The following is a 26068-nucleotide window of genomic DNA, read 5'->3' as shown; positions in this document are numbered from 1 at the left end:
TTTGAAAATTTTGGAAATAAATTATATTAATTTTAGAAATTTAAAAGATAAAAGCATAAAGCTATCACCAGAAATAAATTTATTTATAGGGAAAAATGGACAAGGGAAAACTTCAATAGTAGAGGCTATATATTTTAGTGCTACAGGGAAAAGTTTCAGAACTTCTAAATATAGTGAATTAATAAAATATAATAAAAAAAAATCAGGCTGTTACATGGAGTATGTTGATAAATTAAGCAACAAAAGTCTATCTATAAAATTTAATTTGGATAAAAAAGAATATGTATTCAATAAAAAAAATGTTTCTTATGAGGAATATTATGGAAAAGTTAATGTTGTTTCATTTATTCCTGAAGATATAGAACTCATAATGGGATCTCCTTCTGTTAGAAGAAGGTTTTTTAATGGAGAAATATCTCAGAGTAATGAAACATATTTTTATAATATAAGGAAATATAATAAATTATTAAAAATAAGAAACAAGTATTTAAAAGCTAAGGACACTAAAAACGAGATGTTCCTTATATATCAAGAGGAATTTATAAAATATGGATCATTAATTCTTCAAAAAAGAACGGAATATGTTAAAAACATATCAATTTTATTAAATTTAAATTACAGAAAACTCTTTGATAATAAAAAAGAATTATATTTGTCATATTCTTCATTTTTAGGTGACATTAAAAAGCTTAGTTTAAATGAGATACAAGAAAAATTTAGAAATTATATAGCAAAAAATAATATTAGAGAACTAAAATATGGATACTCTTTAGCAGGACCTCAAAAAGATGATTTTATATTTTTTTTGAATGAAAAAGAAGCTAAATCCTATTCTTCTCAAGGGGAAAAAAAATCAATAGTTTTTTCTTTAAAGTTGGCAGAATTAGATATGGTTTTAAAGGAAAAAAGAGAAAATCCAATTTTTATAATAGATGATTTATCATCTTACTTTGATAAAACAAGAAAGAAAAATATAATAGATTTTTTAATTAAAAGAAATATACAAGTTATGATCACTTCCACAGAGAAGTTTAAAATAAATTCAAAAGATTTCAATGTATGTGAAGGAGAGATTTATTGTGAAAATAATTAGCGTTGGAGACATGATAAATGATGGGATAAAAAAAAGTGAATCCCTAAGAGAAGCCTTTGTAAAAGCCTATTGGAAAGATATTGTTGGAAATCTAGATAAAAAATCAGAAGTAATAAAAATAAAAGATCAAAAATTATTTGTTAAGGTTGAAGGTTCTGCTAATTTACATTTTATGACAATGAAGAAAGGAATATATTTAAAAAATATTGAAAAGTTATTAAATGGCAAGTACATCCAAGAGATAGTTTATAAACTAGGGAAAATAAATTTAAATAACAAAATTTTAAATGAAGTTGAGAAACCAAAGGGATGTTTCAAAATAGATGAAATAGACAGTGTGGATTTTAGCGACTATTCCTTGGAAGAAAGGATAGAGAGATTATCTATAGTATCCAAAGAAAGAGAACTTTTTTTATTGGAAAATGGATATAAAAAATGTGTACAATGTGGAAATTTGTTCTTAGGAAAGAATCTTCGATGCCCGAAATGTAGGGGAATAAAAGATAGAACAGTTGTGAATAAATATTAAATGGAGGAAGATAGAAAATGAGTAATTATCAGGCAGAGGACATTACAGTTCTAGAAGGGTTAGAAGCAGTAAGAAAAAGACCTGGAATGTATATAGGAGCAACTTCAGAGAGAGGACTTCATCATTTAGTTTGGGAGATTATTGACAATTCAATTGATGAGGCTTTAGCAGGATTTTGTGACAAAATTAAAATAAGTATTCTTCCTAACAACATTATAGAGGTTATTGATAACGGAAGGGGTATTCCAACAGGAATTCACCCTAAATACGGTAAATCAGCAATGGAAATAGTTTTAACTGTTTTACATGCTGGTGGGAAATTTGAAAATGATAATTATAAAGTTTCTGGAGGACTTCATGGAGTTGGAGTTTCAGTAGTTAATGCTCTTTCAGAATGGTTAGAAGTTGAAGTAAAAAGAGAAGGAAAAATCTGGTATCAAAAATATGATAGAGGTGTTCCAGAAGAAGATGTAAAGCAAATAGGAGAAACTAATGAAACAGGAACTAAGGTTACTTTTAAAGCAGATTCAGAAATCTTTGAAACGTTAATTTATAATTATGAAATATTAGAAGTTAGATTTAAAGAATTAGCATATTTAAATAAAGGACTAGCTATAGAGTTAAATGATAAAAGAAAAGATCCGATTAAAACTTCAGATTTAATTTTTGAAGGGGGTATTATAGATTATATAAAGGAATTAGAACAAGATTCAGTTAAACTTATAAAGGAACCTGTTTATATGTCAGGAGAAGCAGACAATATAATAGTTGAAACTGCAATTTTATACAATACTAATCAAAGGGAAAAAATATACTCTTTTGTCAATAATATACATACTCATGAAGGTGGAACTCATGTTAGTGGATTAAAAACAGCTTTAACTAGAGTAATAAATGATGTAGGAAAATCCCAAGGATTTATAAAAGATAGAGATGGAAAATTACAAGGAACAGATATAAGAGAAGGTTTAACAGCAATTATATCTATAAAAATAGCTCAACCTCAATTTGAAGGTCAAACAAAGACAAAACTTGGAAATTCAGAAGTAACAGGTATAGTTTCAAACATTGTTGGAACTCAATTGAGAATGTTTTTAGAAGATAATCCTTCAGATACAAAAATAATAGTTGAGAAGGTTTTAAATTCAAAAAGAGCAAGGGAAGCAGCTCAAAAAGCAAGAGAATTAGTTTTAAGAAAATCAGCCTTAGAAGTTGGTTCTTTACCAGGAAAATTATCAGATTGTTCATCTAAAAATCCAGATGAATGTGAAGTATATATAGTGGAAGGAGATTCTGCTGGAGGATCTGCTAAACAAGGAAGAGATAGACGATTTCAAGCAATCTTACCTTTAAGAGGAAAGATACTAAATGTTGAAAAAGCCGGTCTTCATAGAGCCTTAGAAAATACAGAAGTGAGAGCTATGATCACTGCTTTTGGAGCAGGATTTGGAGAAAACTTTAATCAAGAGAAATTAAGATATGGAAAAATAGTATTAATGACAGATGCTGACGTTGATGGAGCTCATATAAGAACTTTATTACTTACATTTTTCTACAGATATATGGTAGAACTTTTACATAATGGAAATATTTATATAGCTCAACCACCATTATATAAGATTTCAGTTGGAAAGTCAGCTACTTATGTTTACAGTGATAAACAATTAAAAGAAGCCCAAACAAAATTAGATAGTGAAGGAAAAAGATATACATTACAAAGATACAAAGGATTAGGAGAAATGAACCCAGAACAATTATGGGAAACTACAATGGATCCAGATTCAAGAACTTTTTATCAAGTTCAAGTTGACGATGCTGTTGAAGCAGATGCAATTTTTGATAAATTAATGGGAGACAAAGTAGAACCAAGAAGAAAATTTATAGAGGAACATGCAGAGTTTGTTAAGAATTTGGATATTTAGTAATTGTATATGGAGAGGAGAAAAATATAATGTCTAATATTATAAATAGATATGTTGAAGATGAAATGAAGGAATCTTATTTAGATTATTCTATGAGTGTAATAGTTAGTAGAGCTTTACCTGATGTAAGAGACGGGATGAAGCCAGTTCATAGAAGAATTCTATTTGCAATGAATGAAATGGGAATGACCTATGATAAAGCCTATAAAAAATCAGCTAGAATAGTTGGGGAAGTTCTAGGTAAGTATCACCCTCATGGGGATACTGCAGTTTATGGAACAATGGTTAGAATGGCACAAGATTTTAATTATAGATATGAATTAATAAATGGGCATGGAAATTTTGGATCAATAGATGGAGATTCAGCTGCAGCAATGAGATATACAGAAGCAAGAATGTCTAAAATAACAAGTGAATTATTAGCAGATATTGATAAAAACACTATTGATTACAGAAAAAACTTTGATGATTCATTGGATGAGCCAACAGTTTTACCAGCTAAATTACCAAATTTATTATTAAATGGAGCTACAGGGATAGCTGTTGGAATGGCAACTAACATTCCTCCTCATAATTTAGGAGAATTAGTTGATGGGATATTAGCTGTAATAGAAAATAAAGAAATAACGTCTTTAGAGTTGATGGATTATATTCCAGGGCCAGATTTTCCAACAGGAGCAATAATAAATGGAAGAAGAGGAATTATTGATGCATATACAACTGGAAGAGGTAAAATAAGAGTAAGAGGAAGAGTTGAAATAGAAGAAGGAAATGGAAAATCAGGGAAAGCTTCTATAATTATTAAAGAAATTCCTTTTCAAGTTAATAAAGCTAATCTTATAGAAAAAATAGCAAGACTAGTTAGAGAGAAAAAAATAATTGGTATATCTGATTTAAGAGATGAGTCAGATAGAGACGGAATAAGAGTAGTTATTGAATTGAAAAAAAATGAAGAACCAGAAATTATATTAAATAAATTATATAAATATACAGAACTTCAAAATACTTTTGGAGTTATAATGTTAGCTTTGGTAAATAATGTTCCTAGAGTTCTAACTTTAAAAGAAGTATTAAATGAGTATATAAAACATAGATTTGAAGTTATTACAAGAAGAATTAAATTTGAATTGGAAAAAGCTGAAAAAAGAGATCATGTATTACAAGGATTTAGAATAGCTTTGGAAAACATTGATAGAATAATAGAATTAATAAGAGCTTCCCCAGATGGAAGCACCGCTAAAGAAGTTTTAATAGAAAAATATGCCTTTTCAGAAGTTCAAGCAAAGGCTATTATGGATATGAAACTTCAAAGGTTAACTGGTTTAGAAAGAGAAAAAATTGAAAATGAATTTGCAGAATTAGAAAAGAAGATAAAAGAATTTAAATTAATATTAGCTGATGAAGTGGAAGTATATGAAATAATGAAAAAAGAATTAAAAGAATTAAAAGAAAATTATAATGACGAAAGAAGATCAAGCATTCAAGATGAAAAATCAGATATTAATATAGAAGATTTAATAAAGGATGAAAAAGTCTTAATAACTATCACAAACAGAGGATATGTTAAAAGAATAGGGCTAGATACATATAGATCTCAAAAACGTGGAGGAAAAGGAGTTTCAACTCAAAACACAGTGGAAGATGATTTTGTCCAAGATATGGATATCATGTCAAATTTAGATTCTATGATGTTATTTACAGATAGAGGAAGAGTTTTTAATATAAAAGCTTATCAAATCCCAGAAACTTCTAGGCAATCAAGAGGAAAATTAATAGAAAACATTATAAAACTTCAAGAAAATGAAAAAATTAGATTTACAATAAAAATTAAAGAGTTTACAGACGAAAAAGAAATTATGTTTGTTACTAAAGATGGAACTGTTAAAAAAACAAATTTATTGGAATTTAAAAACATTAATAGTTCAGGAATAATAGCAATTAAATTAAGAGATGATGATGATCTTATTTATGTTGGAGTTATAAGTGACTTAGAAGATCAATTATTTATTTCAACTAAAAAAGGGTATGCAATAAGAATGGCTACAAAAGAAATTAGAAGTTTAAAAAGAAATACAACAGGAGTAAAAGGAATAACTTTAAGAAAAGATGATAATGTTGTATCAGCTTTGTTAATAAAAGATACTGAAGAAGAAAATATTTTAACAGTAACAGAAAATGGATACGGTAAAAGAACTAGAATTAATGAATATCCTCTTCAAGGGAGAGCTGGAAAAGGGGTTATTAATCTAAAATGTAATGAAAAAACAGGTAATATAGTTGAAGTAAAACCAGTTAGACCAGAAGAAGAGTTAATGGCAATAACATCTTTAGGTGTTGTATTGAGAACTCCTGTTGAAACAGTTTCTATATATGGAAGAACAGCTATGGGAGTGAAGATAATTAGGACTTCAGAAAATGAAAAATTAGTTGCTATTGCAAAGGTTAAAAATGAAAAAGACGAAGAAAAATTATTAGAAGAAGAAATGCAAGATAAGGGAATATCTAATTCAACTTTAAAAAGTAAAGAAACTCCAGTTGAAGAAGATTTATTTAAAACATTTGAAAATGAAGAAGATGAAAACTAATTAAATAAAAGCTATATATGGAGGGAAATTTATGAAAAAAAATGTTCTTTTGGTATTGGGGAATGGATATAATAGAGAAAATCTTATTGAAAGCGCAATATATTTAAGAGATAATTTGAATTTTGAAATAAGGCCTATTCATGTAAGAGATGTTAGAAAAAAAGAGTTTTTACCAAATGCTATTGATGGAATAATGTTAGAACCTATGATAGCAGATATAAACAAAGAGTGGACAAAATATGAAGATGAAGAAATAATAAAAATTCAAAAATTATTAAAAGATCGTGGAATTAACAGTGAGTTGGAAATTAAGTATGGTATAACTCCTGAAGTAGTAATACAAGAGCTTAAAAAATCAGATATGTTACTTATAGAGAAAGAAGAAAAATTCACAGAGGATTTAATAATTCTTATGAAGAAATTTTTCAAACCAATTATAGTTGTTAGGGATAAACCGTTAAAATTAGAAAAAATAGCTATTGCAAATGATGATGGAACTAAAGTAAATAAAAGTTTTCAAAGATTTTCAAATATATTTAATGACATTAAGGAAATTGATTCACTAAAATTAACAGAAGATTCATCTGAAGAGGAAGAAAATTATTTAGAATCTTTTATTCTAAATAAAAATCTAAAATTAAATTCAAAATTATTTAAAAAAGAAGATATTGATTTATTTATGGAAGAATGTAATAAATCAGATATATTAATAATGGGAAATTTAAGTAGTTCTTATCTATTTGAGAAAATAACTAAAAAGATAGGAATTAAAATTATGGAATCTGTAGAAACAACTTTATTTATAGCTTAAGGGATAGAATAATTATGAAAATATTAGTAGTGTCAGATAGTCATGGTAATTTCAAAGATTTTTATCATATATGTAAAAAGGAATCTCCTGAAGTAGTTTTATTTTTAGGAGATTTAACAAAGGATGCATATGAAATATTAGATGTATTTCCTAATATAGAATTTCACATTGTTAGAGGAAATTGTGATTACGATGATTTAAATACTGAAGATGAAAAAATTATTGTGTTAGAAAATTTCAAAATATTTTTAACTCATGGGCATATGTATCAAGTAAAAAGAAATTATAGATTAATATCTGCTAAATTAAAAAATGCAGATATTGTTCTTTTTGGACATACTCATGCTCAATATATTAAAGAGACAGAAGATGGGACATTATTTAATCCTGGAGCTCTTATTTTAGGAAGCTACGGATTAATTGAAATAACAAATAACAAGGAAATAAAAATTAAACATAAAAATTTAGGTTAATCTTATGCGGGAGGAAAGAATGAAAGAAAAATTATCTTTGCTTAGTGAAAAAGCAAAAGAAGAAATTTTTGCTTTGAAGGAGCTTCAAGAATTAGAAGAGTTCAGAGTTAAATATTTAGGTAAAAAAGGACAATTAACAGAAATTTCTAAAGAAATGAGAAATTTAACAAAGGAAGAAAAACCAGTTATAGGGCAAGCATTAAATGAGGTTAGAGAAGAAATAACAAAATTGATTGAAGTTAAAAAGAATGAAATTATGGAATTGGTAACAGAAAAGAAATTAAAAGAGGAAGTAATTGATATAACTTTGTCTGGGAAAAAGGTTCAAGCAGGAAGCTTACATCCACTAACAGAAACAGCTAATTTTTTAAAGAAAATATCTATGGAAATGGGATTCGATGTTTCAGATGGACCAGAAGTTGAATTAGTATCTTATAATTTTGATGCATTAAATATTCCTAAAAGTCATCCATCTAGAGACATAACTGATACTTTTTACATTTCAAAGGATGTAGTATTAAGAACTCAAACGTCTCCAGTTCAAATAAGATATATGTTAGAAAAAAAACCACCATTTAGAATGGTTTGCGTTGGAAAAGTATACAGACCAGATTACGATGTATCTCATACTCCAATGTTCCATCAAATGGAGGGATTAATGGTTGGAAAAGATATTTCTTTTGCTAATTTAAAAGCTATTTTAACTGAATTTGTGGAAAAAGTTTTTGGAGAAACAAAAGTTAGATTTAGACCTCATTTTTTCCCATTCACAGAACCAAGTGCAGAAATGGATGTGGAATGTGTTATTTGTAAAGGTAAAGGATGTAGAGTTTGTAAAGGTAGCGGTTGGTTAGAAATTATGGGTTGTGGAATGGTAGATCCTTCAGTTTTAGAAGGAGTTGGATATAATCCAGAAGAGGTTTCAGGGTTTGCATTTGGAATGGGTATAGAAAGAATAACTATGCTTAGACATGGAATAGATGATTTAAGAGCATTCTTTGAAAATGATATGAGATTTTTAAAACAATTTAAGTAGGAGAGTGGATGAATAATGTTAATTTCGTTAGAATGGCTTAAACAATATGTAGATATAAAAGAAGATATAGGTGAATTAGAAAATGCTTTAACTATGATAGGACAAGAAGTTGAAGCTATAAATATACAAGGTGCAGATTTAGATAATGTTGTAATAGGAAAGATAGTGGAATACGGGAAGCATCCAGAAGCAGATAGATTATCACTTTTAAAGATTGATATTGGGGAAGAGGAAAATCTTCAAATAATTTGTGGAGCTCCAAATCATAAATTAGGAGATAAAGTTGTAGTTGCTAAAATAGGAGCAATTTTACCTGGAAATTTCAAAATAAAGAAAAGTAAAATAAGAGGAATAGAATCTCAAGGAATGTGTTGTTCTAGCTCAGAATTAGGTCTTGGTAAGGAATCTTCAGGAATAATAATTTTACCTGAAGATGCTCCAATTGGAGAAGGATATAGAGAATATGCAGGTTTAAATGATGTAATATTTGAATTGGAAATAACTCCAAATAGACCAGACTGTTTATCTCATATTGGTATAGCTAGGGAGATAGCAGCTTATTATGGAAGAAAAGTTAAATATCCTCACAACGAAATATTTGAATCATTGGAAGATGTTGAAAATAATATAAAAATAGAAATAGAAGATAAAGAAAGATGTAAAAGATATTCAGGAAGAGTTATTAGAGGAGTGAAGATAGAAGAGTCTCCAGAATGGTTAAAGAAAAGAGTTATTTCAATGGGATTAAATCCTGTAAATAATATAGTGGATATTACTAATTTTGTAATGTTTGAATATAATCAACCAATACATGCCTATGACTTAAACAAGTTAGAAGGAAATAATATAGTTATAAGAAGCGGTAAGGTTGGAGAAAAATTAATAACATTAAATAATGAAGAAATAGAGCTAAATGGAGAATTAGTCATTGCTGATGCTAAGAAGCCAATTGGGCTAGCTGGAATTATCGGGGGATTAGATAGTTCTATTCAAAGTGAAACAGTGGACTTATTTTTAGAAGTTGCTTATTTTGAACCAGAAAATATTAGAAAAAATTCTAAAAAATTAGGAATATTTACAGATGCGTCATATAGATTTGAAAGAGGTTTAGACATTGATAATGTGGAAGTAGTTCTAGAAAGAGCAACATACTTAATAGAACAAATTTCAGGTGCAAAAATAATAGGAAAAGCAAAGGACTGTTATTTAGAAAAAGCAATAAAAAGAGAAATACCTTTGGATATAAATAAATTAAATAAATTTGTAGGAAAACAAATAGATGCTCAAGATGGAATTAAAATTTTAACAAATTTAGGATTAGAAGTTAAAAATTCTTTAGGTGATGGATCTGTTGTGGTTGCTCCTCCTTTATATAGAAAAGATTTATCAAGACCTGCTGACTTATACGAAGAAGTTATAAGAATGTATGGATTTGAAAATATTGAAAACAAAATGCCAGTTGAAGATATAACTGCTGGGAAAAAAGATGCAACAATTTCTCTAATGGATGAAGCTAAAGAAATATTAGCTAAAATAGGGTTACAAGAAGTTATAAATTATAGCTTTATTCCTAAAAATGTAAGAGAAATATTTCACATAAAAAAAGAAGAATTAATGATATTAAATCCAATAGTGGAAACAATGTCTATGATGAGACCAATATTATCATACAGTATCCTTACAAACATTAAAGAGAACTTAAATAGAAATCAAAATTCAATAAAAATATTTGAAGTTTCTAAAGTTTTTGAAAAGACAGATAATTTATTGGCGAAAGAGGAAGTTCATATGGCTATTGGAATTTCAGGAAGAGAAGAAAGAAGTCTTTGGGATTCAAAACCAGAAGCTTATGATTTTTACACACTAAAAGGTTATGTTGAAGAATTTATGGCTCAAGTTGGAATTAAAAATTACAAAGTAGAAAGAACAGAAAATTCTAATTTTCATCCAGGAAGAGCAGCTGATATAAAAATAGGAAAAGTTATTGTAGGTACATTTGGGGAAGCTCATCCTAAAATAGCAGAAAAAATAGAAATAGATAAAGAAAGAGCTTATGTAGCTGAAATTAATTTATCTCTATTGGAAAATTATATGAGAAATAAAATTAAGTATGAGAGAGTAGTTAAATATCCAGAAGTAAGTAGAGATTTAGCTATAGTCTTAGATGAAGAAATTTTAGTTGGAGATATGATAAAGGCTATTGAAAAAAGTTCTAATTACATTGAAAGCGTTAATTTGTTTGATATATACAAAGGAGAACACATAGCAAAGGGTAAAAAATCTGTAGCTATAGGAATAATTTTAAGAAATAAAGAAGGAACTTTATCAGAAGAAGAAATTTTAAAAGTACAAGAAAAAGTGCTAGAATTAATTGAAAAGAAGTACAGAGGAGAAATAAGAAAATAAATTTAAATTAAGGAGGGAGCAATGGATTCGTTAAAAGAGTTATTTAAAATTGGAAATGGGCCTTCTAGTTCTCATACTATGGGACCAGAAAGAGCAGCAAGAAAGTTTAAAAAAGACACTATAAACGCAGAAAAATATAAGGTGGAACTCTACGGTTCATTAGCTCTTACAGGAAAGGGCCATTTAACAGATTGGATACTTGAAAAAACTTTAGGGAAAGATAAAACTACAATAGTTTGGAAACCTGAGTATATTCATCCTTTTCATCCAAATGCAATGAGATTTTTTGCTTATGACAAAGAAGGTTGTGAAATCAAAAATTGGTTAGTTTTTTCAGTTGGAGGAGGAACAATTGTAGAAGAAGGAGAAGACAGAAATACTTCAACTGTCTATCCTTTAAAAAAAATGGACGACATATTAAAATGGTGTGATGCTAATAAAAAAGAATTATGGGAATATGTTTTTCAATACGAACAAGAGGATATAAAGGAATATTTACTAGAAATATGGAAGGCAATGGAAGATGCAGTAGAAAGAGGAATTATAAAAGAAGGAGTTCTTCCAGGAAGTATTGGATTAAAAAGAAGAGCAGCTATTTTTTATAAAAAATCTAGAATAGAAGGAAAAGTAAGGGCCTTTAGAGGAAAACTATTTGCCTACACTTTAGCTGTTTCAGAGGAAAATGCAGCTGGAGGAAAAGTTGTAACAGCTCCAACTTGCGGAGCGGCAGGAATAATACCAGGAACTCTATATACTTTAGTTGAAGCTTACGATCTATCTGAAAATGAAATAATAAAAGCTTTGGCAACAGCAGGAATAATTGGAAATATAGTTAAAGAAAACGCCAGCATATCAGGAGCTGAAGCAGGATGTCAAGCTGAGGTTGGAACTGCATGTGCTATGGCAGCGGGAATGGCTACCTTTATAATGGGTGGAACAAAGGAACAAATAGAGTATGCTTCTGAGATGGCTTTAGAACATAGTTTAGGTCTTACTTGTGATCCAGTTGGAGGTTATGTTCAAATTCCATGTATAGAGAGAAATGCTTCAGCAGCAGCAAGGGCTTTAGATACAGCAAATTATTCAATATATACTGATGGAATTCATTCAGTTTCTTTTGATGAGGTAGTAATCACAATGAAAGAAACAGGTAAAGATATGAAGAAAGAGTATAGAGAGACATCTTTAGGGGGATTGGCAAAATATTATTGCCCTCATTGCTAAGATAGTGGTTAGGAGAAAGAATGAAATTAATAGTGGGATTAGGAAATCCAGGAAAACAATATGAAAAAACTAGACATAATATAGGCTTTATGGTTGTTGACAAAATCATAGAGAAACTTAATTTTAATAACTCTAAGGAAAAATTTAAAGGATTATTAATTGAAGGAAATTATAATAACGAAAAATTATTGTTGTTAAAACCACAAACATATATGAATTTAAGTGGAGAATCTATAGTTGAAGTTGTTAATTTTTATAAATTAAACATAGAGAAAGATGTAATAATAATTTTTGATGATATGTCTATGAATTTTGGAAAATTAAGAATAAGAGATAAAGGTAGCTCTGGTGGACATAATGGAATAAAATCAATTATATCCCATTTAGGAGAAAACTTCACTAGAATAAAAGTAGGAATAGGTGGAGCTGCTAGTGACGATAAAATCATATCTCACGTAATAGGAAGATTTTCTAAGGAAGAAGAAAATCAATTGGAGAATGTAATAGAAAATGTTTCAGAAATGAGTTTATTACTAGTTAAAGGTGAAAAAAAAGATGTAGTATTACAGAAAAGCAACAAAAAGTAATTAAATAACACTCAAAACCTTTAAAAAAATATTGTTAAAAAATTACAAGTATGGTAAACTCTAAAGGGGATTATTTATTATATTAATTAATAAATTTTATATAAGTTTAAGGAAGGAGATTTGTATGAAGTTCTTTGGATTCAAAGGTGGAGTTCATCCACCTGATAATAAGGCTCAAACAGCAAAACTAGTAACAGAGGATATGGAATCACCAAAAATGGTATATGTGCCGATGCAGCAACATATAGGGGCTCCATTAGATCCAATTGTGAAAGTTGGAGAGAGAGTTTTAAAAGGTCAAAAAATAGCTGACTCAAAAGCGTTTTTATCAACAACTATTCATGCACCAATAAGTGGGATAGTTAAAAAGATTGAGAGACGTGTTTTTCCTTTAATGGGGAAAGCAAACACTATCATAATTGAAAATGATGGAAAAGACGAATGGTGCGAACTTGAAAAAATTGAAAATTGGGAAAAAGCAACAGGAGAAACATTGTTAAACCTTATTAGAGAAAAAGGGATTGTAGGTATAGGTGGAGCTAGTTTTCCAACTCATATCAAATTAAATCCACCTAATGGGTGTGTAGTTGATACATTATTGTTAAATGGAGCAGAGTGTGAGCCTTATCTTAATTCAGATAATAGACTTATGTTAGAAGATCCACAAGCAATAGTGGAAGGTATCAAAATTATCAAAAAAATATTAGGAATAACTTCTGCAATTATTGGAATAGAAGAAAATAAACCAGAAGCGATAGCTAATATGAAAAAAGCTTGTGAAGGAACAGGGATTGAAGTAATGCCTCTTCACACAAAATACCCTCAAGGGGGAGAGAAACAACTTATAAAAGCAGTATTAAATAGAGAAGTTCCTTCAGGGAAACTTCCAGGAGATGCTGGAGTAATTGTTCAAAATACAGGAACAGCAGCAGCAATTTATAGAGGTATAGTTTTAGGGCAACCTTTAATAGAAAAAATAGTTACTGTTTCAGGAAAAGCAATAAAAGAACCTAAAAATTTAAGAGTTGTAATAGGAACTCCTTTTTCTGATTTATTAGAAAAATGTGGAGTTGACAAGGAGAAAGTGGACAAACTTGTTATGGGTGGACCTATGATGGGTATGGCACAATTTACAGAAGATGTTCCTGTTATTAAAGGGACAGGTGGACTTTTAGCTTTAACTAAAGAAGAAACTAATTACTGTAAACCTCAAGCATGTATTAGTTGTGGAAAATGTGTAGATGTATGTCCTATGAGTTTGGTACCATTTATGTATGGAAGATTGGCAATTAAAGAAGAATGGGAAAATATGGGGCAATATAATTTAATGGATTGTATAGAATGTGGTTCTTGTGCATATATATGTCCAGCAAATAGACCATTAACTGAAGCTATAAAAATAGGAAAATCAAAACTAAGATCAATGAAAAAATAGTTAGTAAATAGGAGGGAAAAAAGTGTTAAAAGTATATAATATGGGGCCATCACCTCACATAAGAACTTCAGAAACAGTGGACAAAGTAATGCGTGATGTAATTATTGCATTAATTCCTGCTCTTTTAATGGCTATTTATGTATTTAAATTAAAAGCTATAATAGTAACGGCTGTATCTGTAATATTTTGTATGTTAACAGAATTAGTATTTAATAAAATTAGAAATAAAGATTCTTCATTACACGATGGAAGTGCCATTGTAACTGGAATTTTATTTGCTTTTGTTATTCCAGTGGACATGCCAATTCAATTTGTAATAATTGGATCAATAGTATCAATTGCTTTTGGAAAAATGTTATTTGGAGGATTGGGACAAAATATTTTCAATCCAGCTTTAGTAGGAAGAGCTTTTATACAAGCTTCTTGGCCTGTGGCTATAACAACATTTTCTTTAGATGGACTAGCAGGTCCAACAATGTTAGATGCAATGAAAAGAGGATTACCTTTAGATAGCGCACTTATAGGAAAAGGGAGTATATATACTCAAGCTCTAATAGGGAAGATGGGAGGATGTTTAGGTGAAACATCAGCTTTAGCTATACTAATTGGAGGTTTGTATTTAATTCATAAAAAACAAATAGACTGGAAACTTCCAGCAACAATCATTGCAACAGTATTTGTATGTACTTACTTACTAGGAGCAGAAGATCCATTAGCACAAATACTTTCAGGTGGATTGTTATTAGGAGCTTTCTTTATGGCTACAGATATGGTAACTAGTCCAGTAACTTCAAAGGGAAAATTAGTTTTTGCTTTGGGAATAGGATTTTTAATTTCAGTAATTAGAATGAAGGGTGGTTATCCTGAAGGAACAGCTTTTTCAATATTAATAATGAATGGAGTAACACCTTTAATAAATAGATATACAACACCTAAGAAATTTGGGGAGGTGAAGGCTAGTGGAAAATAGATTTGTACATTTTGGATCTGTTTTATTAATTATAGCAGCTATCTCTGCAGGATGTTTAGCTGGGGTAAACTCTATGACTAAAGGAGTAATTGCAAATAATAAAATAGTAACAGCTAATGCAGCTCGAAAGGATGTTCTTCCAGCTGCTGTAGAATTTAATGATTCATCAGCAATTGAAAATCAAGGATTGAAATTTATACCAGGGTTAGATGCTTCTGGAAATAAAGTAGGTTATGTAGTTGTTGTAGATCAAGGTGGATATGGAGGAAATATTAATTTCTCTTTAGGAGTTGATCTAGATGGAAAAATTACAGGATTAAGAATAATGGATCACCAAGAAACTCCTGGATTAGGAGCTAAAATCGCAGGACTTGAATGGGAAAATCATTGGATAGGAAAAGATAAGGCTTATACATTTAATAAAACAGTAGATGCTTTTGCAGGAGCAACAATTTCCCCAAGTAGTGTTTATTCAGGAATCCAAAAAGCTTTATCAGCATATGCGGGGGTGAATAAATAATGGCTAAAAATAGATTAAGTATTCTTTTAAATGGATTAGTAAAAGAAAATCCAGTATTTGTTTTATTGCTAGGATTATGTCCAACTTTAGGGACAACAACTTCTGCAATTAACGGTATGTCTATGGGAATTGCCACAGCAGCTGTTTTAACATGTTCGAATTTATTAATCTCTCTAGTAAAGAGATTTATACCAGATAAGGTAAGAATTCCAGCTTTTATTATGGTAATAGCTTCTTTGGTTACAGTAGTTCAAATGGTAATGCAAGCTTATACTCCTGGAATGTATAAAATTCTAGGATTATTTATACCTCTTATAGTTGTTAACTGTATAGTTTTGGGAAGAGCTGAAAGTTTTGCTTCTAAGAATGGAGTTTTAGACTCAGTTTTAGATGGATTGGGATCAGGAATCGGGTTCACAATAGCTTTAACAATTCTAGGATCAATAAGAGAAGTATTAGGGAATGGGTCATTATTTAATGTAGCACTTTTCCCTGCTAGCTGGGAACCAGCGTTAATATTCATATTACCTCCTGGAGGATTTATGACTATAGCTTTTGTTATTGCATTTCAAAACTATTTAAAACTAAAGAAGGAGGCATAGTTAAATGGATTTCGGAAAATTATTTAGTATCATTATAACTTCAATATTTATTCAAAACTATGTTTTTGGTAGAGTATTGGGTATTTGCCCTTACATGGGTGTTTCTAAAAAAGTAGAATCTTCTATAGGTATGGGAATGGCAATTGTATTTGTAATTTCTTTATCTTCTGCATTAACTTGGCTTGTATATCAATATATGCTAGTACCTTTTCATCTTGAATATTTACAAACAATAATGTTCATATTGATAATAGCTTCACTAGTTCAGTTTGTAGAAATGGCGATTCAAAAATTATCCCCCAATTTATATAATGCTCTTGGGGTTTACTTACCTTTAATAACAACAAACTGTTGTGTTCTAGGAGTTGCAATATTAAATATACAAGAAGGATATAATTTTATAGAAACAGTTGTAAATGGTGCAGGGGCAGCAATAGGATTTACCCTAGCATTAGTTTTACTTGCAGGAATAAGAGAAAGAATGGAGTATTCAGATATCCCAGCACCTTTTAAAGGTGTTCCAATAGCATTTTTAGCAGCAAGTTTTCTAGCTATTGCATTTATGGGATTTAGTGGAATGAAAATATAAATTTTTGGAGGTCGAAATGAGTAGTGAAATTTTAATAGCCATGGTAATTCTTGGTGTTACAGGACTTGCAATGGGATTATTCTTAGCTTTTGCCTCTAAAAAGTTTGAGGTTAAAGTTGATGAAAGAGTTACAAAAATAATTGAATGTTTACCAGGAGCAAACTGTGGTGGTTGTGGATTCCCAGGTTGTGCAGGGTATGCAGATGCAGTTGTAAATAAAGGGGCAAAACCTAATTTGTGTGCTCCAGGGGGCCCATCAGTATCAGAAGAAGTAGCTGAAATAATGGGAATGAAAGTAGAACCTTCAACAGGGGATAAAATTGTAGCAAAGGTTCTTTGCCAAGGAACAACAGGAAATGCAACTACTAAATATAACTTTAGAGGAGAAATAAAAACTTGTGCAGCAGCTAATATATATGCAAGTGGAGAGAAATCTTGTTCTTATGCTTGTTTAGGATTAGGAGATTGTGTAAAAGTTTGTCCTGTAAATGCAATTAAAATTAAGGATGGTATTGCTAGTATAGATGAAGAAACATGTGTATCTTGTGGAGCTTGTAAAAATACTTGCCCTAAAGGTGTAATAGAAATGTTACCTCAAAAAAAATTAGTAACAGTTAAATGTTCATCTAAAGATAAGGGTGTAGATGCAAGGAAAAATTGTAAAGTAGCATGTATCGGATGTGGAATGTGTGTAAAAGCTTGTCCTAAAGATGCAATTGTACTTGAAAACAATTTGGCTAAAATAGATCCTGAAAAATGTATAAATTGTGGATTGTGTGAGTTAAAATGTCCAACTAATGCAATTGTTAATTTAAGATTTGAAAGTGGTCATGGAGTTAGAAAAAAACCAGCTCCTAAAAAACCAGCACCTAAAAAAGAAGAAGAAATCAAAAAAAATTAAAAGTTTAGGATAGTAATTGATGCTAATAGGACTATGCTTATTAGCATCAATTTTCATAATAAAAATTTCCCACAAAAAATTATAAAAAAAACTTTGAAATTATTAGAATATATGATATAATCTTTCAGGTGTACAAAGGATATTAATTCTTTTAAATGAAAAAATTAAAGGAGGTGTATAGATGTCTAACAAATTAAGAATCTATTTAAAAGCTTATGATCATATGTTATTGGATCAATCAGCTAAGAAAATAGCAGAGGTAGCACAAAAGTCAGGAGCTGAAATAGCAGGTCCAATGCCACTACCAACAAGAATAAAAAAATACACTGTATTAAGATCAGTACATGTAAATAAAGATTCAAGAGAGCAATTTGAGATGAGAGTTCACAGAAGAATGGTAGAAATTAAAAATTCTACACAAAAAACTATATCATCACTAACAGCTGTAAATTTACCAGCTGGAGTTGGAATCGAGATTAAACAAGCGTAATTTGAGGCAAAGTATAATGGCTGATTCTCGGGTAATTTGAAAGTAAATATAGGTTGAATCAAATTATCCTTACAGAATAATACAAGTTGGCGCTTTTTTTAAAGCGAACTCGTGGAACCACGAGGTCAAGTTGTCAACCGATATATTATTTGATGGAGGTAAAAAAATGTCAGGAATTTTAGGAAAAAAAATTGGAATGACTCAAATCTTTGAAGACGGAAAATTTGTTCCAGTAACTGTAGTAGAAGCTGGTCCAAACTATGTTTTACAAAAAAAAGAAGTTGAGACAGAAGGTTATGTAGCATTACAACTAGGTTTTGATGAGAAAAAAGAAAAAAATTCTACTAAACCAATGATGGGAATATTCAATAAAGCTGGTGTTAAACCATTAAGATTCGTTAGAGAATTAAAGGTTGAATCAGTTGAAGGATATGAACTTGGACAAGAAATAAAAGCAGATGTTTTAGCAGGTGTTGAATATATAGACATAACTGGAACATCAAAAGGAAAAGGAACTGCAGGTGTTATGAAGAGACATAACTTCAGTGGTAATAGAGCAACTCATGGTGTTTCTAGAAACCATAGACTTGGAGGTTCAATAGGACAATCTTCTTGGCCTGGAAAAGTTTTGAAAGGTTTAAGAATGGCTGGACAATATGGAAATACTACTGTAACAGTTCAAAACTTAAAAGTAGTTAAATTAGATGTTGAAAATAACGTAATCTTAATAAAAGGTGCAGTACCTGGACCTAAAAATGGATACGTTGTAGTAAGACCAGCTATAAAAAAATAGGTTAGTAGAAGTGAAAGGAGGAAAGAAATGGCAGTTTTAAGCATATATAACTTAGCAGGAGCACAAACTGGAACTGTTGAAGTTGATGATACTATATTTGGTATTGAACCAAATAAAGTAGTTCTTCATGAAGTTCTTACAGCAGAATTAGCAGCAGCTAGACAAGGAAGTGCAAACACTAAGAACAGATCCGCTGTAAAAGGTGGAGGAAGAAAACCTTTTAAACAAAAAGGAACTGGTAGAGCTAGACAAGGAACAATTAGAGCACCACACATGGTTGGTGGGGGAGTTGTTTTTGGACCAACACCTAGAAGCTACGAAAAGAAAGTAAACAAAAAAGCTAGAGTATTAGCACTTAAATCAGCATTATCAGCTAAATGTGCAGCTGGTGACGTAGTTGTTTTAGATGGTGCAATAGAAGCTCCAAAAACAAAAACAATAATTGAATTAACAAAAGCTTTAGGAGCTACAACAAAACAAATGTTTGTAGTTGATGACTTGACAGAACAGAATGATTTTAATCTATTCCTATCTGCAAGAAATCTAGAAAATGCAGTAGTATTTCAACCAAGCGAATTAGGTATTTACTGGTTACTAAAACAAAATAAAGTAATCATAACTAAAGAAGCATTAGCAACAATTGAGGAGGTGCTTGGATAATGACAGCTTATGAAATTATAAGAAAGCCTCTAATTACTGAAAAAACTGAGCTTCTTAGAAGAGAGCATAATAAATATACTTTTGAAGTAAACAAAAAAGCAAATAAAATAGAAATTAAAAAAGCAGTGGAAGAAATATTTGATGTAAAAGTAGCAAATGTTTCTACATTAAACGTGAAACCTGTAACAAAAAGACATGGTATGAAATTATATAAAACTCAAGCTAAGAAAAAAGCAATTGTGGAATTAACTTCAGGAACTATTTCATATTTTAAAGAAATGTAATAACAGATTTAAAGATAGTTATAGGTCTATAATAGATATCGGAGGATTGAAAATGGCTATAAAAGTAATGAAACCAACAAGTCCTGGAACAAGACATATGTCAAGACTTGTTGTAGAGGGACTAAGTAAAGCAAGACCTGAAAAGTCTTTAACTGTACCTTTAAACTCTTCTTATGGTAGAGATAACTACGGTCACAGAACAGGAACAAATAGACAAAAAGGTCATAAAAGATTATACAGAATAATTGATTTTAAAAGAACAAAATTAGATGTACCTGCAACTGTTGCGTCAATAGAATATGACCCAAACAGAACTGCAAACATTGCATTATTACATTATGCTGACGGAGTAAAAGCTTATATATTAGCACCTAAAGGATTAAAAGTTGGGGACGTTGTATTAAGTGGAATCAAAGCAGACATAAAACCAGGAAATGCATTAAAATTGAAAGACATGCCAGTGGGAGCTCAAATTCACAATATAGAACTTCAAATTGGTAGAGGTGGACAATTAGTAAGATCTGCAGGAACTGCTGCTAGATTAGTTGCTAAAGAAGGAACATATTGTCATGTAGAGTTACCATCAGGGGAACTTAGATTAATTCATGGTGAATGTATGGCAACTGTTGGAGAAGTGGGAAATTCTGAACACAGCCTAATAACAATCGGAAAAGCAGGAAGAAATAGACTTATGGGAAGAAGACCTCATGTAAGAGGATCTGCAATGAACCCTTGTGATCACCCTCATGGTGGAGGAGAAGGTAAAGCTACTGTAGGTAGAAAATCTCCATTAACTCCTTGGGGTAAACCAGCAATTGGTGCAAAAACAAGAGGAAGAAAAAAATCTGATAAGTTTATCGTAAGAGGAAGAAACGACAAGTAATTTCGAGAGAGGAGGACATAGGCTATGGCAAGATCGCTTAGAAAAGGGCCTTTTTGTGATCATCACTTAATGAAAAAGGCTGAAGAAGTAAAAGCAAATGGAAATTTAAAAACTGTTATAAAAACTTGGTCAAGAAGATCAACAATATTCCCAAATTTCATAGGATTGACATTTGGAGTATATAACGGGAAAAAACATATACCAGTTTTCGTAACTGAACAAATGGTTGGAAATAAATTAGGTGAATTTGCACCTACTAGAACTTACCACGGACACACAAGAGTCGGAGGAAAGTAATAGTTGAAATCAAAATTAATATAAAACAAAGGAGGAGAAACTAGTGGAAGTAAAAGCAAGTACTAGATTCGTGAGAATGTCTCCAAGAAAAGCTAGATTAGTAGCTGACTTAGTGAGAGGAAAATCAGCACTAGAGGCACTTGATTTATTAGAATATACAAACAAAAAAGCAGCTGGAATAATAAAGAAAACTTTAACATCAGCTATAGCGAATGCAACAAACAATGCAAAATTAGATGATGAAAAATTGATTATATCTACAATGATAATAAACGATGGACCAGCTCTTAAAAGAATTAGTCCAAGAGCAATGGGAAGAGCTGATATAATAAGAAAACCAACAGCTCATATTATAGTTGGAGTATCTGAAAAGTAGGAGGTTAAAACTGTGGGACAAAAAGTAGACCCTAGAGGATTAAGACTTGGTATAACAAGAACTTGGGACTCTAACTGGTATGCAGACAAAAAGGAATACATTAAGTACTTCCATGAAGATGTAAAAATCAGAGAGTTCATTAAGAAAAATTATTACCATGCTGGGATAGCGAAAATAAGCATAGAAAGAACATCACCTTCACAAGTTGTAGTGATAATCAATGCGGCTAAAGCTGGAATAGTAATAGGTAGAAAAGGTTCTGAAATAGAATCAATAAAGGCTAAATTAGAAGCTTTAACTGGTAAAAAAGCATTAGTTAAAGTTTTAGAAGTTAAAAATTTCAACAAAAATGCTGTACTAGTAGCAGAAAATATAGCTGGTGGAATTGAAAGAAGAGTAGCTTACAAAAGAGCTGCAAATCAAGCTATAATGAGAGCTATGAGATCAGGAGCAAAGGGAATCAAAGTAATGATTTCTGGAAGACTAAACGGAGCTGAAATTGCTAGATGCGAATGGATGGTTGAAGGGAAAGTGCCTTTACATACATTAAGAGCAGATATAGATTATGCAACAGCAACAGCACATACTACTTATGGAGCATTAGGAATTAAGGTATGGATATTTAACGGTGAAGTACTTCCAACTAAAAAGGAAGGAGGGGATAAATAATCATGTTAATGCCTAAAAGAACAAAACATAAAAAAATGTTTAGAGGAAGAATGAAAGGTTCAGCTAATAGAGGAACTACTGTAGCATTTGGTGATTACGGGTTACAAGCTTTAGAGCCTTCTTGGATAACAAATAGACAAATAGAAGCATGTAGAGTAGGAATCAACAGAACATTCCAAAGATCAGGAAAGACATTTATAAGAATATTCCCTGACAAACCAATCACTTCTAGACCTGCTGGTGTTAGAATGGGTAAAGGTAAAGGGGCTGTAGACGGTTGGGTTTCAGTTGTTAAACCTGGAAAAATAATGTTTGAGGTTTCTGAAGTAACTGAAGAACTAGCAAAAGCAGCATTAAGAAAAGCAGCTATGAAGTTGCCAATTAGATGTAAAATAGTTAAAAGAGAAAATGGCGGTGATAAATAATGAAAGCTAAGGATATAAGAGAAATGTCTAGTGAAGACTTAGTTGTTAAGTGCAAAGAACTTAAAGAAGAATTATTCAATCTAAAATTTCAACTTTCATTAGGACAACTAACTAACACTGCTAAAATTAGAGAAGTTAGAAGAGAAATTGCAAGAATGAATACAATTTTAAACGAAAGATAGAAATTAAGATAAAAAGATTCTTAAGAATAGGAGGTCAAACCTTGAGAAACGATAGAAAAGTAAGAGAAGGAATGGTTGTTTCTAATAAAATGGAGAAAACTATAGTTGTTACAATAGCTACTATGGCGTTACATCCAATTTATAAAAAAAGAGTTAAAAAAACTACTAAATTAAAAGCTCATGATGAAAATAATGTAGCTCAAATTGGTGATAAAGTAAGAATAATGGAAACAAGACCTTTATCTAAAGATAAAAGATGGAGACTGGTTGAGGTTTTAGAAAGAGCTAAATAAAATCCAATATTAAAATTTGGAAGGAGGATATTGTAATGGTACAACAACAAACTGTCCTTAATGTTGCAGACAACTCAGGTGCAAAAAAGATTATGGTAATCAGAGTACTTGGCGGAACTAAAAAAAGATTTGGAAGAATTGGTGACATAGTTGTAGCCTCAGTAAAGGAAGCAATACCTGGTGGTAACGTTAAAAAAGGTGACATCGTTAAAGCTGTCATTGTTAGAACTAGAAAAGAAAAAAGAAGAGAAGACGGATCATATATAAAATTTGATGATAATGCTGGCGTAATTATGACTACTAATAATGAGCCTAAAGGAACAAGAATTTTTGGGCCTGTTGCAAGAGAATTGAGAGCTAAAAGCTTTATGAAAATAGTATCTCTTGCTCCAGAAGTAATATAGAGAGGAGGCTGACGAAGTGGCTAAACCTAAAGTAAAATTTGTGCCAAATTCTTTACATGTGAAAACTGGAGATACAGTATGTGTTGTGTCTGGTAAAGATAAAGGAAAAACAGGTAAAATAGTAAAAGTTTTTCCTAAAAAAGGGAAAATAGTTGTAGAAGGAATTAACATGGTTACTAAAAATTTGAAACCATCACAAACAAACCCACAAGGTGGAGTTGTGACTAAACCAGCAGCAATTTTTTCATGTAAAGTAATGCTTTATGATGAAAAAGCTGGTAAAGCAACTAGAGTTGGATACAGAGTAGAAGACGGGAAGAAAGTTAGATACTCTAAAGTATCTGGTGAAGTTCTATAAGAAGGGAGGATAACATAAGTGTCTAAATATGTTTCTAGATATCATAAATTATTTGATGAAGTAATTAGAGAAAATTTAATGAAAGAATTAGAATTAAAAAATATAATGGAATGTCCATCTATGGAAAAAATTATAGTGAATATGGGAGTTGGAGAAGCTACTCAAAACACTAAATTAATGGACGCAGCAATGAAAGATTTAGCTATTATTACTGGACAAAAACCTCTAGAAAGAAAAGCTAAAAAATCAGAAGCTGGATTTAAATTAAGAGAAAATCAAGCAATCGGAGCAAAAGTTACTTTAAGAAAGGAAAGAATGTATGACTTTCTTGATAGATTAGTAAATGTAGTTCTTCCAAGAGTTAGAGACTTCGAAGGAGTTTCTGCAAAAGCATTTGATGGAAGAGGAAATTATTCAATCGGTTTAAGAGATCAATTAGTATTTCCTGAAATAGATTTCGATAAAGTAGATAAACTACAAGGAATGTCTATTACATTAGTATCTTCTGCTAAGACTGATGAAGAAGGAAGAGCTTTACTTAAGGCTTTTGGAATGCCTTTTAAAAAGTAATTAGTTAAGGAGGGTTTAAAGAATGGCTAAAAAGTCAATGATCGCTAGAGATGCTAAAAGAGCGGAACTTTGTGATAAATATGCAGCTAAAAGAGCTGAATTGAAAAAAAGAATACTTGAAGGAGATTCTGAAGCTATGTTTGAATTAAACAAGCTTCCAGCTAATTCTTCACCAGTTAGAAAAAGAAATAGATGTCAAATTGATGGAAGACCAAGAGGATACATGAGAGAGTTTGGAATATCTAGAATCAAATTTAGACAACTAGCAGGGGCAGGATTAATTCCTGGAATAACAAAATCATCTTGGTAGAAAGATGCCATTAGTAATATGAAAGGAGGATTAGAGTAAATGTTTTTAACAGATCCAGTCGCAGATATGTTGACAAGAATCAGAAATGCTAATGCAGTAATGCATGAGAAAGTTGATATTCCTTATTCTAACTTGAAATTTAAATTAGCTGAAATATTAAAAGAAGAAGGATATGTAACTAACTATAAAGTTATAACTGATGATAATAAAAAAAATATAAGAATATATTTAAAATATGACGGAAAAGATAGAGTAATCAAAGGATTGAAAAGAATTTCTAAACCAGGAAGAAGAGTATACGCACAGGTAGATGAATTACCTAGAGTACTTACAGGATTAGGAATTGCAATAGTATCTACTTCGAAAGGTATTGTTACTGATAAAGTAGCAAGACAAGAAAATGTAGGTGGAGAAGTCCTTGCATTCGTATGGTAAACTAGGAGGTGTCCATTAATGTCTAGAATAGGTAAACAACCTATAGTGATACCTGCTGGAGTAACTGTAACAGTTAATGATAATAATGAAGTTACTGTAACAGGTTCTAAAGGTACATTAACAAAAGAATTTAATAAAGAAATGGTAATAAAAATAGAAGATAATCAAATAGTTGTAGAAAGACCAAATGAAGAGAGATTTACAAGAGCTCTTCATGGGACTACAAGAGCACTTATCCACAATATGGTTGTAGGTGTAAGTGATGGATTCAAGAAAACTCTAAAATTAGTTGGGGTTGGATATAGAGCAGCTGTAAAAGGAAATGGATTAGAATTATCTTTAGGATATTCTCATCCAGTAATTATTGACCCAGTTAATAATATAAAATTTACAGTTGATAAAAATACTACAGTTGTAGTTGAAGGAATTGAGAAAGATATGGTTGGGCAAGTTGCAGCAGATATCAGATCAAAAAGAGCTCCTGAACCTTATAAAGGAAAAGGAGTTAAGTATGAAGATGAAGTTATTAGAAGAAAAGAAGGTAAAAAATCATAGGATATTGCAAAAAAGGAGGTAAGTGAGTTGTTTAAGAAAGTAGATAGACAAGCGGTTAGAGTTAGAAAGCACTTATCAATCAGAAATAAAATTTCTGGTACAGCAGATAGACCAAGACTTTCACTATATAGATCAAATGCAAACATGTTTGCTCAATTGATTGATGATATTAACGGAGTTACTTTAGTTTCAGCGTCAACTATTGACAAAGAAATAAAAGAAACAATTACTCATGGTGGTAATATAGAAGCTGCCAAAGCAGTAGGGAAGTTAATTGCGGAAAGAGCTGTATCAAAGGATATAAAAAATATTGTATTTGATAGATCAGGATATAATTATACAGGAAGAGTATCCACTCTTGCAGAATCAGCTAGAGAAAATGGATTAAACTTCTAATTTTA

At 30.6% G+C, this 26068-nt stretch carries 34 protein-coding genes; all 34 read left to right on the top strand.

The annotated features are described in order from the left end of the window. Position 1: 1 nt before the first annotated feature. The 34 genes from GIL12_RS00460 to rplR all read left to right on the top strand — a co-directional run bounded on the left by GIL12_RS00460 (position 2) and on the right by rplR (position 26063). Positions 2-1093, top strand: a complete 1092-nt coding sequence (locus GIL12_RS00460) for a DNA replication/repair protein RecF (RefSeq protein WP_163468014.1) — start codon at positions 2-4, stop codon at positions 1091-1093. Further along, positions 1080-1622 (top strand): DciA family protein, encoded by a 543-nt coding sequence (locus GIL12_RS00455; RefSeq protein WP_163468012.1) that lies wholly within the window; start codon positions 1080-1082, stop codon positions 1620-1622. Before GIL12_RS00460 ends, GIL12_RS00455 begins: the two co-directional genes overlap by 14 nt. A gap of 17 nt (positions 1623-1639) precedes the next feature. Further along, positions 1640-3544: a DNA topoisomerase (ATP-hydrolyzing) subunit B gene (gyrB, locus tag GIL12_RS00450; protein WP_163468010.1), complete on the top strand. Its 1905-nt coding sequence runs from the start codon at positions 1640-1642 to the stop codon at positions 3542-3544. A 29-nt stretch (positions 3545-3573) separates the two neighbouring features. After that, complete coding sequence (gene gyrA / locus GIL12_RS00445; protein ID WP_163468008.1) at positions 3574-6129, top strand: DNA gyrase subunit A; 2556 nt, start codon at positions 3574-3576, stop codon at positions 6127-6129. A gap of 31 nt (positions 6130-6160) precedes the next feature. Next, entirely contained in the window at positions 6161-6940 is a 780-nt protein-coding gene (locus tag GIL12_RS00440; protein WP_163468006.1) for a hypothetical protein, read from the top strand. Between the two features lie 14 nt (positions 6941-6954). After that, positions 6955-7413 carry a metallophosphoesterase gene (locus tag GIL12_RS00435; RefSeq protein WP_163468004.1) on the top strand — a complete coding sequence of 153 codons (459 nt, stop codon included), beginning with the start codon at positions 6955-6957 and terminating at the stop codon, positions 7411-7413. 19 nt (positions 7414-7432) lie between these two features. Beyond that, positions 7433-8449 (top strand): phenylalanine--tRNA ligase subunit alpha, encoded by a 1017-nt coding sequence (gene pheS, locus GIL12_RS00430; protein ID WP_163468002.1) that lies wholly within the window; start codon positions 7433-7435, stop codon positions 8447-8449. Between the two features lie 15 nt (positions 8450-8464). After that, positions 8465-10855, top strand: coding sequence for a phenylalanine--tRNA ligase subunit beta (gene pheT / locus GIL12_RS00425; RefSeq protein ID WP_163468000.1), 2391 nt, complete (start codon positions 8465-8467; stop codon positions 10853-10855). 21 nt (positions 10856-10876) lie between these two features. Beyond that, positions 10877-12079, top strand: a complete 1203-nt coding sequence (locus tag GIL12_RS00420; protein ID WP_163467998.1) for an L-serine ammonia-lyase — start codon at positions 10877-10879, stop codon at positions 12077-12079. Between the two features lie 20 nt (positions 12080-12099). Next, the gene (pth, locus tag GIL12_RS00415; protein WP_163467996.1) at positions 12100-12666 is read left to right on the top strand and encodes an aminoacyl-tRNA hydrolase; all 567 of its coding nucleotides are present in this window, start codon (positions 12100-12102) and stop codon (positions 12664-12666) included. A gap of 124 nt (positions 12667-12790) precedes the next feature. Continuing rightward, positions 12791-14101, top strand: coding sequence for an electron transport complex subunit RsxC (gene rsxC / locus GIL12_RS00410; protein ID WP_163467991.1), 1311 nt, complete (start codon positions 12791-12793; stop codon positions 14099-14101). 22 nt (positions 14102-14123) lie between these two features. Continuing rightward, complete coding sequence (locus tag GIL12_RS00405) at positions 14124-15071, top strand: RnfABCDGE type electron transport complex subunit D (RefSeq protein WP_370456688.1); 948 nt, start codon at positions 14124-14126, stop codon at positions 15069-15071. Beyond that, positions 15061-15591, top strand: a complete 531-nt coding sequence (locus tag GIL12_RS00400) for an RnfABCDGE type electron transport complex subunit G (RefSeq protein WP_163467989.1) — start codon at positions 15061-15063, stop codon at positions 15589-15591. The genes GIL12_RS00405 and GIL12_RS00400 overlap by 11 nt, the downstream gene beginning before the upstream one ends. Then, a complete protein-coding gene (locus GIL12_RS00395; protein WP_163467987.1) occupies positions 15591-16193 on the top strand; it encodes an RnfABCDGE type electron transport complex subunit E in 603 nt (200 codons plus the stop codon). Before GIL12_RS00400 ends, GIL12_RS00395 begins: the two co-directional genes overlap by 1 nt. Positions 16194-16197: 4 nt before the next feature. Next, a complete protein-coding gene (gene rsxA / locus GIL12_RS00390; protein ID WP_163467985.1) occupies positions 16198-16782 on the top strand; it encodes an electron transport complex subunit RsxA in 585 nt (194 codons plus the stop codon). A gap of 16 nt (positions 16783-16798) precedes the next feature. Next, positions 16799-17683, top strand: coding sequence for an RnfABCDGE type electron transport complex subunit B (rnfB, locus tag GIL12_RS00385; RefSeq protein ID WP_163467983.1), 885 nt, complete (start codon positions 16799-16801; stop codon positions 17681-17683). 181 nt (positions 17684-17864) lie between these two features. Continuing rightward, positions 17865-18173 (top strand): 30S ribosomal protein S10, encoded by a 309-nt coding sequence (gene rpsJ / locus GIL12_RS00380; protein WP_163467981.1) that lies wholly within the window; start codon positions 17865-17867, stop codon positions 18171-18173. Positions 18174-18339: 166 nt separating this feature from the next. Beyond that, complete coding sequence (gene rplC / locus GIL12_RS00375; protein WP_163467980.1) at positions 18340-18966, top strand: 50S ribosomal protein L3; 627 nt, start codon at positions 18340-18342, stop codon at positions 18964-18966. A gap of 27 nt (positions 18967-18993) precedes the next feature. Continuing rightward, positions 18994-19626, top strand: a complete 633-nt coding sequence (gene rplD, locus GIL12_RS00370) for a 50S ribosomal protein L4 (RefSeq protein WP_163467978.1) — start codon at positions 18994-18996, stop codon at positions 19624-19626. Further along, positions 19626-19910: a 50S ribosomal protein L23 gene (rplW, locus tag GIL12_RS00365; RefSeq protein ID WP_163467976.1), complete on the top strand. Its 285-nt coding sequence runs from the start codon at positions 19626-19628 to the stop codon at positions 19908-19910. Before rplD ends, rplW begins: the two co-directional genes overlap by 1 nt. Positions 19911-19962: 52 nt before the next feature. Then, a complete protein-coding gene (rplB, locus tag GIL12_RS00360; RefSeq protein WP_163467974.1) occupies positions 19963-20793 on the top strand; it encodes a 50S ribosomal protein L2 in 831 nt (276 codons plus the stop codon). 24 nt (positions 20794-20817) lie between these two features. Further along, positions 20818-21090, top strand: coding sequence for a 30S ribosomal protein S19 (gene rpsS / locus GIL12_RS00355; RefSeq protein ID WP_163467971.1), 273 nt, complete (start codon positions 20818-20820; stop codon positions 21088-21090). A 43-nt stretch (positions 21091-21133) separates the two neighbouring features. Next, positions 21134-21466, top strand: a complete 333-nt coding sequence (gene rplV, locus GIL12_RS00350; RefSeq protein WP_163467969.1) for a 50S ribosomal protein L22 — start codon at positions 21134-21136, stop codon at positions 21464-21466. Between the two features lie 12 nt (positions 21467-21478). After that, positions 21479-22135 carry a 30S ribosomal protein S3 gene (gene rpsC, locus GIL12_RS00345; protein WP_163467967.1) on the top strand — a complete coding sequence of 219 codons (657 nt, stop codon included), beginning with the start codon at positions 21479-21481 and terminating at the stop codon, positions 22133-22135. 2 nt (positions 22136-22137) lie between these two features. After that, positions 22138-22560 carry a 50S ribosomal protein L16 gene (gene rplP, locus GIL12_RS00340; protein WP_163467965.1) on the top strand — a complete coding sequence of 141 codons (423 nt, stop codon included), beginning with the start codon at positions 22138-22140 and terminating at the stop codon, positions 22558-22560. Next, complete coding sequence (rpmC, locus tag GIL12_RS00335; RefSeq protein WP_163467963.1) at positions 22560-22742, top strand: 50S ribosomal protein L29; 183 nt, start codon at positions 22560-22562, stop codon at positions 22740-22742. The genes rplP and rpmC overlap by 1 nt, the downstream gene beginning before the upstream one ends. 41 nt (positions 22743-22783) lie before the next feature. Continuing rightward, a complete protein-coding gene (gene rpsQ / locus GIL12_RS00330) occupies positions 22784-23035 on the top strand; it encodes a 30S ribosomal protein S17 (RefSeq protein ID WP_163467961.1) in 252 nt (83 codons plus the stop codon). Positions 23036-23070: 35 nt separating this feature from the next. Next, positions 23071-23439, top strand: a complete 369-nt coding sequence (rplN, locus tag GIL12_RS00325; RefSeq protein WP_163467959.1) for a 50S ribosomal protein L14 — start codon at positions 23071-23073, stop codon at positions 23437-23439. Between the two features lie 16 nt (positions 23440-23455). Then, entirely contained in the window at positions 23456-23797 is a 342-nt protein-coding gene (gene rplX, locus GIL12_RS00320) for a 50S ribosomal protein L24 (protein WP_163467957.1), read from the top strand. Between the two features lie 18 nt (positions 23798-23815). After that, the gene (gene rplE / locus GIL12_RS00315) at positions 23816-24367 is read left to right on the top strand and encodes a 50S ribosomal protein L5 (protein WP_163467955.1); all 552 of its coding nucleotides are present in this window, start codon (positions 23816-23818) and stop codon (positions 24365-24367) included. Positions 24368-24389: 22 nt separating this feature from the next. Then, positions 24390-24677 carry a 30S ribosomal protein S14 gene (gene rpsN, locus GIL12_RS00310; protein WP_163467953.1) on the top strand — a complete coding sequence of 96 codons (288 nt, stop codon included), beginning with the start codon at positions 24390-24392 and terminating at the stop codon, positions 24675-24677. A 39-nt stretch (positions 24678-24716) separates the two neighbouring features. After that, positions 24717-25112, top strand: coding sequence for a 30S ribosomal protein S8 (gene rpsH, locus GIL12_RS00305; RefSeq protein ID WP_163467951.1), 396 nt, complete (start codon positions 24717-24719; stop codon positions 25110-25112). Between the two features lie 18 nt (positions 25113-25130). Continuing rightward, a complete protein-coding gene (gene rplF / locus GIL12_RS00300; RefSeq protein WP_163467949.1) occupies positions 25131-25667 on the top strand; it encodes a 50S ribosomal protein L6 in 537 nt (178 codons plus the stop codon). A gap of 27 nt (positions 25668-25694) precedes the next feature. Next, on the top strand, positions 25695-26063 hold the full coding sequence (gene rplR / locus GIL12_RS00295; protein ID WP_163467947.1) for a 50S ribosomal protein L18: 369 nt from the start codon (positions 25695-25697) through the stop codon (positions 26061-26063). Positions 26064-26068 lie beyond the last annotated feature (5 nt).

This window comes from Fusobacterium sp. IOR10 (assembly GCF_010367435.1).
Taxonomy (GTDB): Bacteria; Fusobacteriota; Fusobacteriia; order Fusobacteriales; family Fusobacteriaceae; genus Fusobacterium_B.
Note: the sequence above shows the minus strand (reverse complement) of the source record. Positions and strands in the feature narration are given on the sequence as shown.

Coding starts and splice junctions, on each gene's coding strand:
- gyrB (WP_163468010.1), top strand. CDS start 1,640: ATGAGTAATTATCAGGCAGAGGACATTACAGTTCTAGAAGGGTTAGAA.
- gyrA (WP_163468008.1), top strand. CDS start 3,574: ATGTCTAATATTATAAATAGATATGTTGAAGATGAAATGAAGGAATCT.
- GIL12_RS00440 (WP_163468006.1), top strand. CDS start 6,161: ATGAAAAAAAATGTTCTTTTGGTATTGGGGAATGGATATAATAGAGAA.
- GIL12_RS00435 (WP_163468004.1), top strand. CDS start 6,955: ATGAAAATATTAGTAGTGTCAGATAGTCATGGTAATTTCAAAGATTTT.
- pheS (WP_163468002.1), top strand. CDS start 7,433: ATGAAAGAAAAATTATCTTTGCTTAGTGAAAAAGCAAAAGAAGAAATT.
- pheT (WP_163468000.1), top strand. CDS start 8,465: ATGTTAATTTCGTTAGAATGGCTTAAACAATATGTAGATATAAAAGAA.
- GIL12_RS00420 (WP_163467998.1), top strand. CDS start 10,877: ATGGATTCGTTAAAAGAGTTATTTAAAATTGGAAATGGGCCTTCTAGT.
- pth (WP_163467996.1), top strand. CDS start 12,100: ATGAAATTAATAGTGGGATTAGGAAATCCAGGAAAACAATATGAAAAA.
- rsxC (WP_163467991.1), top strand. CDS start 12,791: ATGAAGTTCTTTGGATTCAAAGGTGGAGTTCATCCACCTGATAATAAG.
- GIL12_RS00395 (WP_163467987.1), top strand. CDS start 15,591: ATGGCTAAAAATAGATTAAGTATTCTTTTAAATGGATTAGTAAAAGAA.
- rsxA (WP_163467985.1), top strand. CDS start 16,198: ATGGATTTCGGAAAATTATTTAGTATCATTATAACTTCAATATTTATT.
- rnfB (WP_163467983.1), top strand. CDS start 16,799: ATGAGTAGTGAAATTTTAATAGCCATGGTAATTCTTGGTGTTACAGGA.
- rpsJ (WP_163467981.1), top strand. CDS start 17,865: ATGTCTAACAAATTAAGAATCTATTTAAAAGCTTATGATCATATGTTA.
- rplC (WP_163467980.1), top strand. CDS start 18,340: ATGTCAGGAATTTTAGGAAAAAAAATTGGAATGACTCAAATCTTTGAA.
- rplD (WP_163467978.1), top strand. CDS start 18,994: ATGGCAGTTTTAAGCATATATAACTTAGCAGGAGCACAAACTGGAACT.
- rplW (WP_163467976.1), top strand. CDS start 19,626: ATGACAGCTTATGAAATTATAAGAAAGCCTCTAATTACTGAAAAAACT.
- rplB (WP_163467974.1), top strand. CDS start 19,963: ATGGCTATAAAAGTAATGAAACCAACAAGTCCTGGAACAAGACATATG.
- rpsS (WP_163467971.1), top strand. CDS start 20,818: ATGGCAAGATCGCTTAGAAAAGGGCCTTTTTGTGATCATCACTTAATG.
- rplP (WP_163467965.1), top strand. CDS start 22,138: ATGTTAATGCCTAAAAGAACAAAACATAAAAAAATGTTTAGAGGAAGA.
- rpmC (WP_163467963.1), top strand. CDS start 22,560: ATGAAAGCTAAGGATATAAGAGAAATGTCTAGTGAAGACTTAGTTGTT.
- rplN (WP_163467959.1), top strand. CDS start 23,071: ATGGTACAACAACAAACTGTCCTTAATGTTGCAGACAACTCAGGTGCA.
- rpsN (WP_163467953.1), top strand. CDS start 24,390: ATGGCTAAAAAGTCAATGATCGCTAGAGATGCTAAAAGAGCGGAACTT.
- rpsH (WP_163467951.1), top strand. CDS start 24,717: ATGTTTTTAACAGATCCAGTCGCAGATATGTTGACAAGAATCAGAAAT.
- rplF (WP_163467949.1), top strand. CDS start 25,131: ATGTCTAGAATAGGTAAACAACCTATAGTGATACCTGCTGGAGTAACT.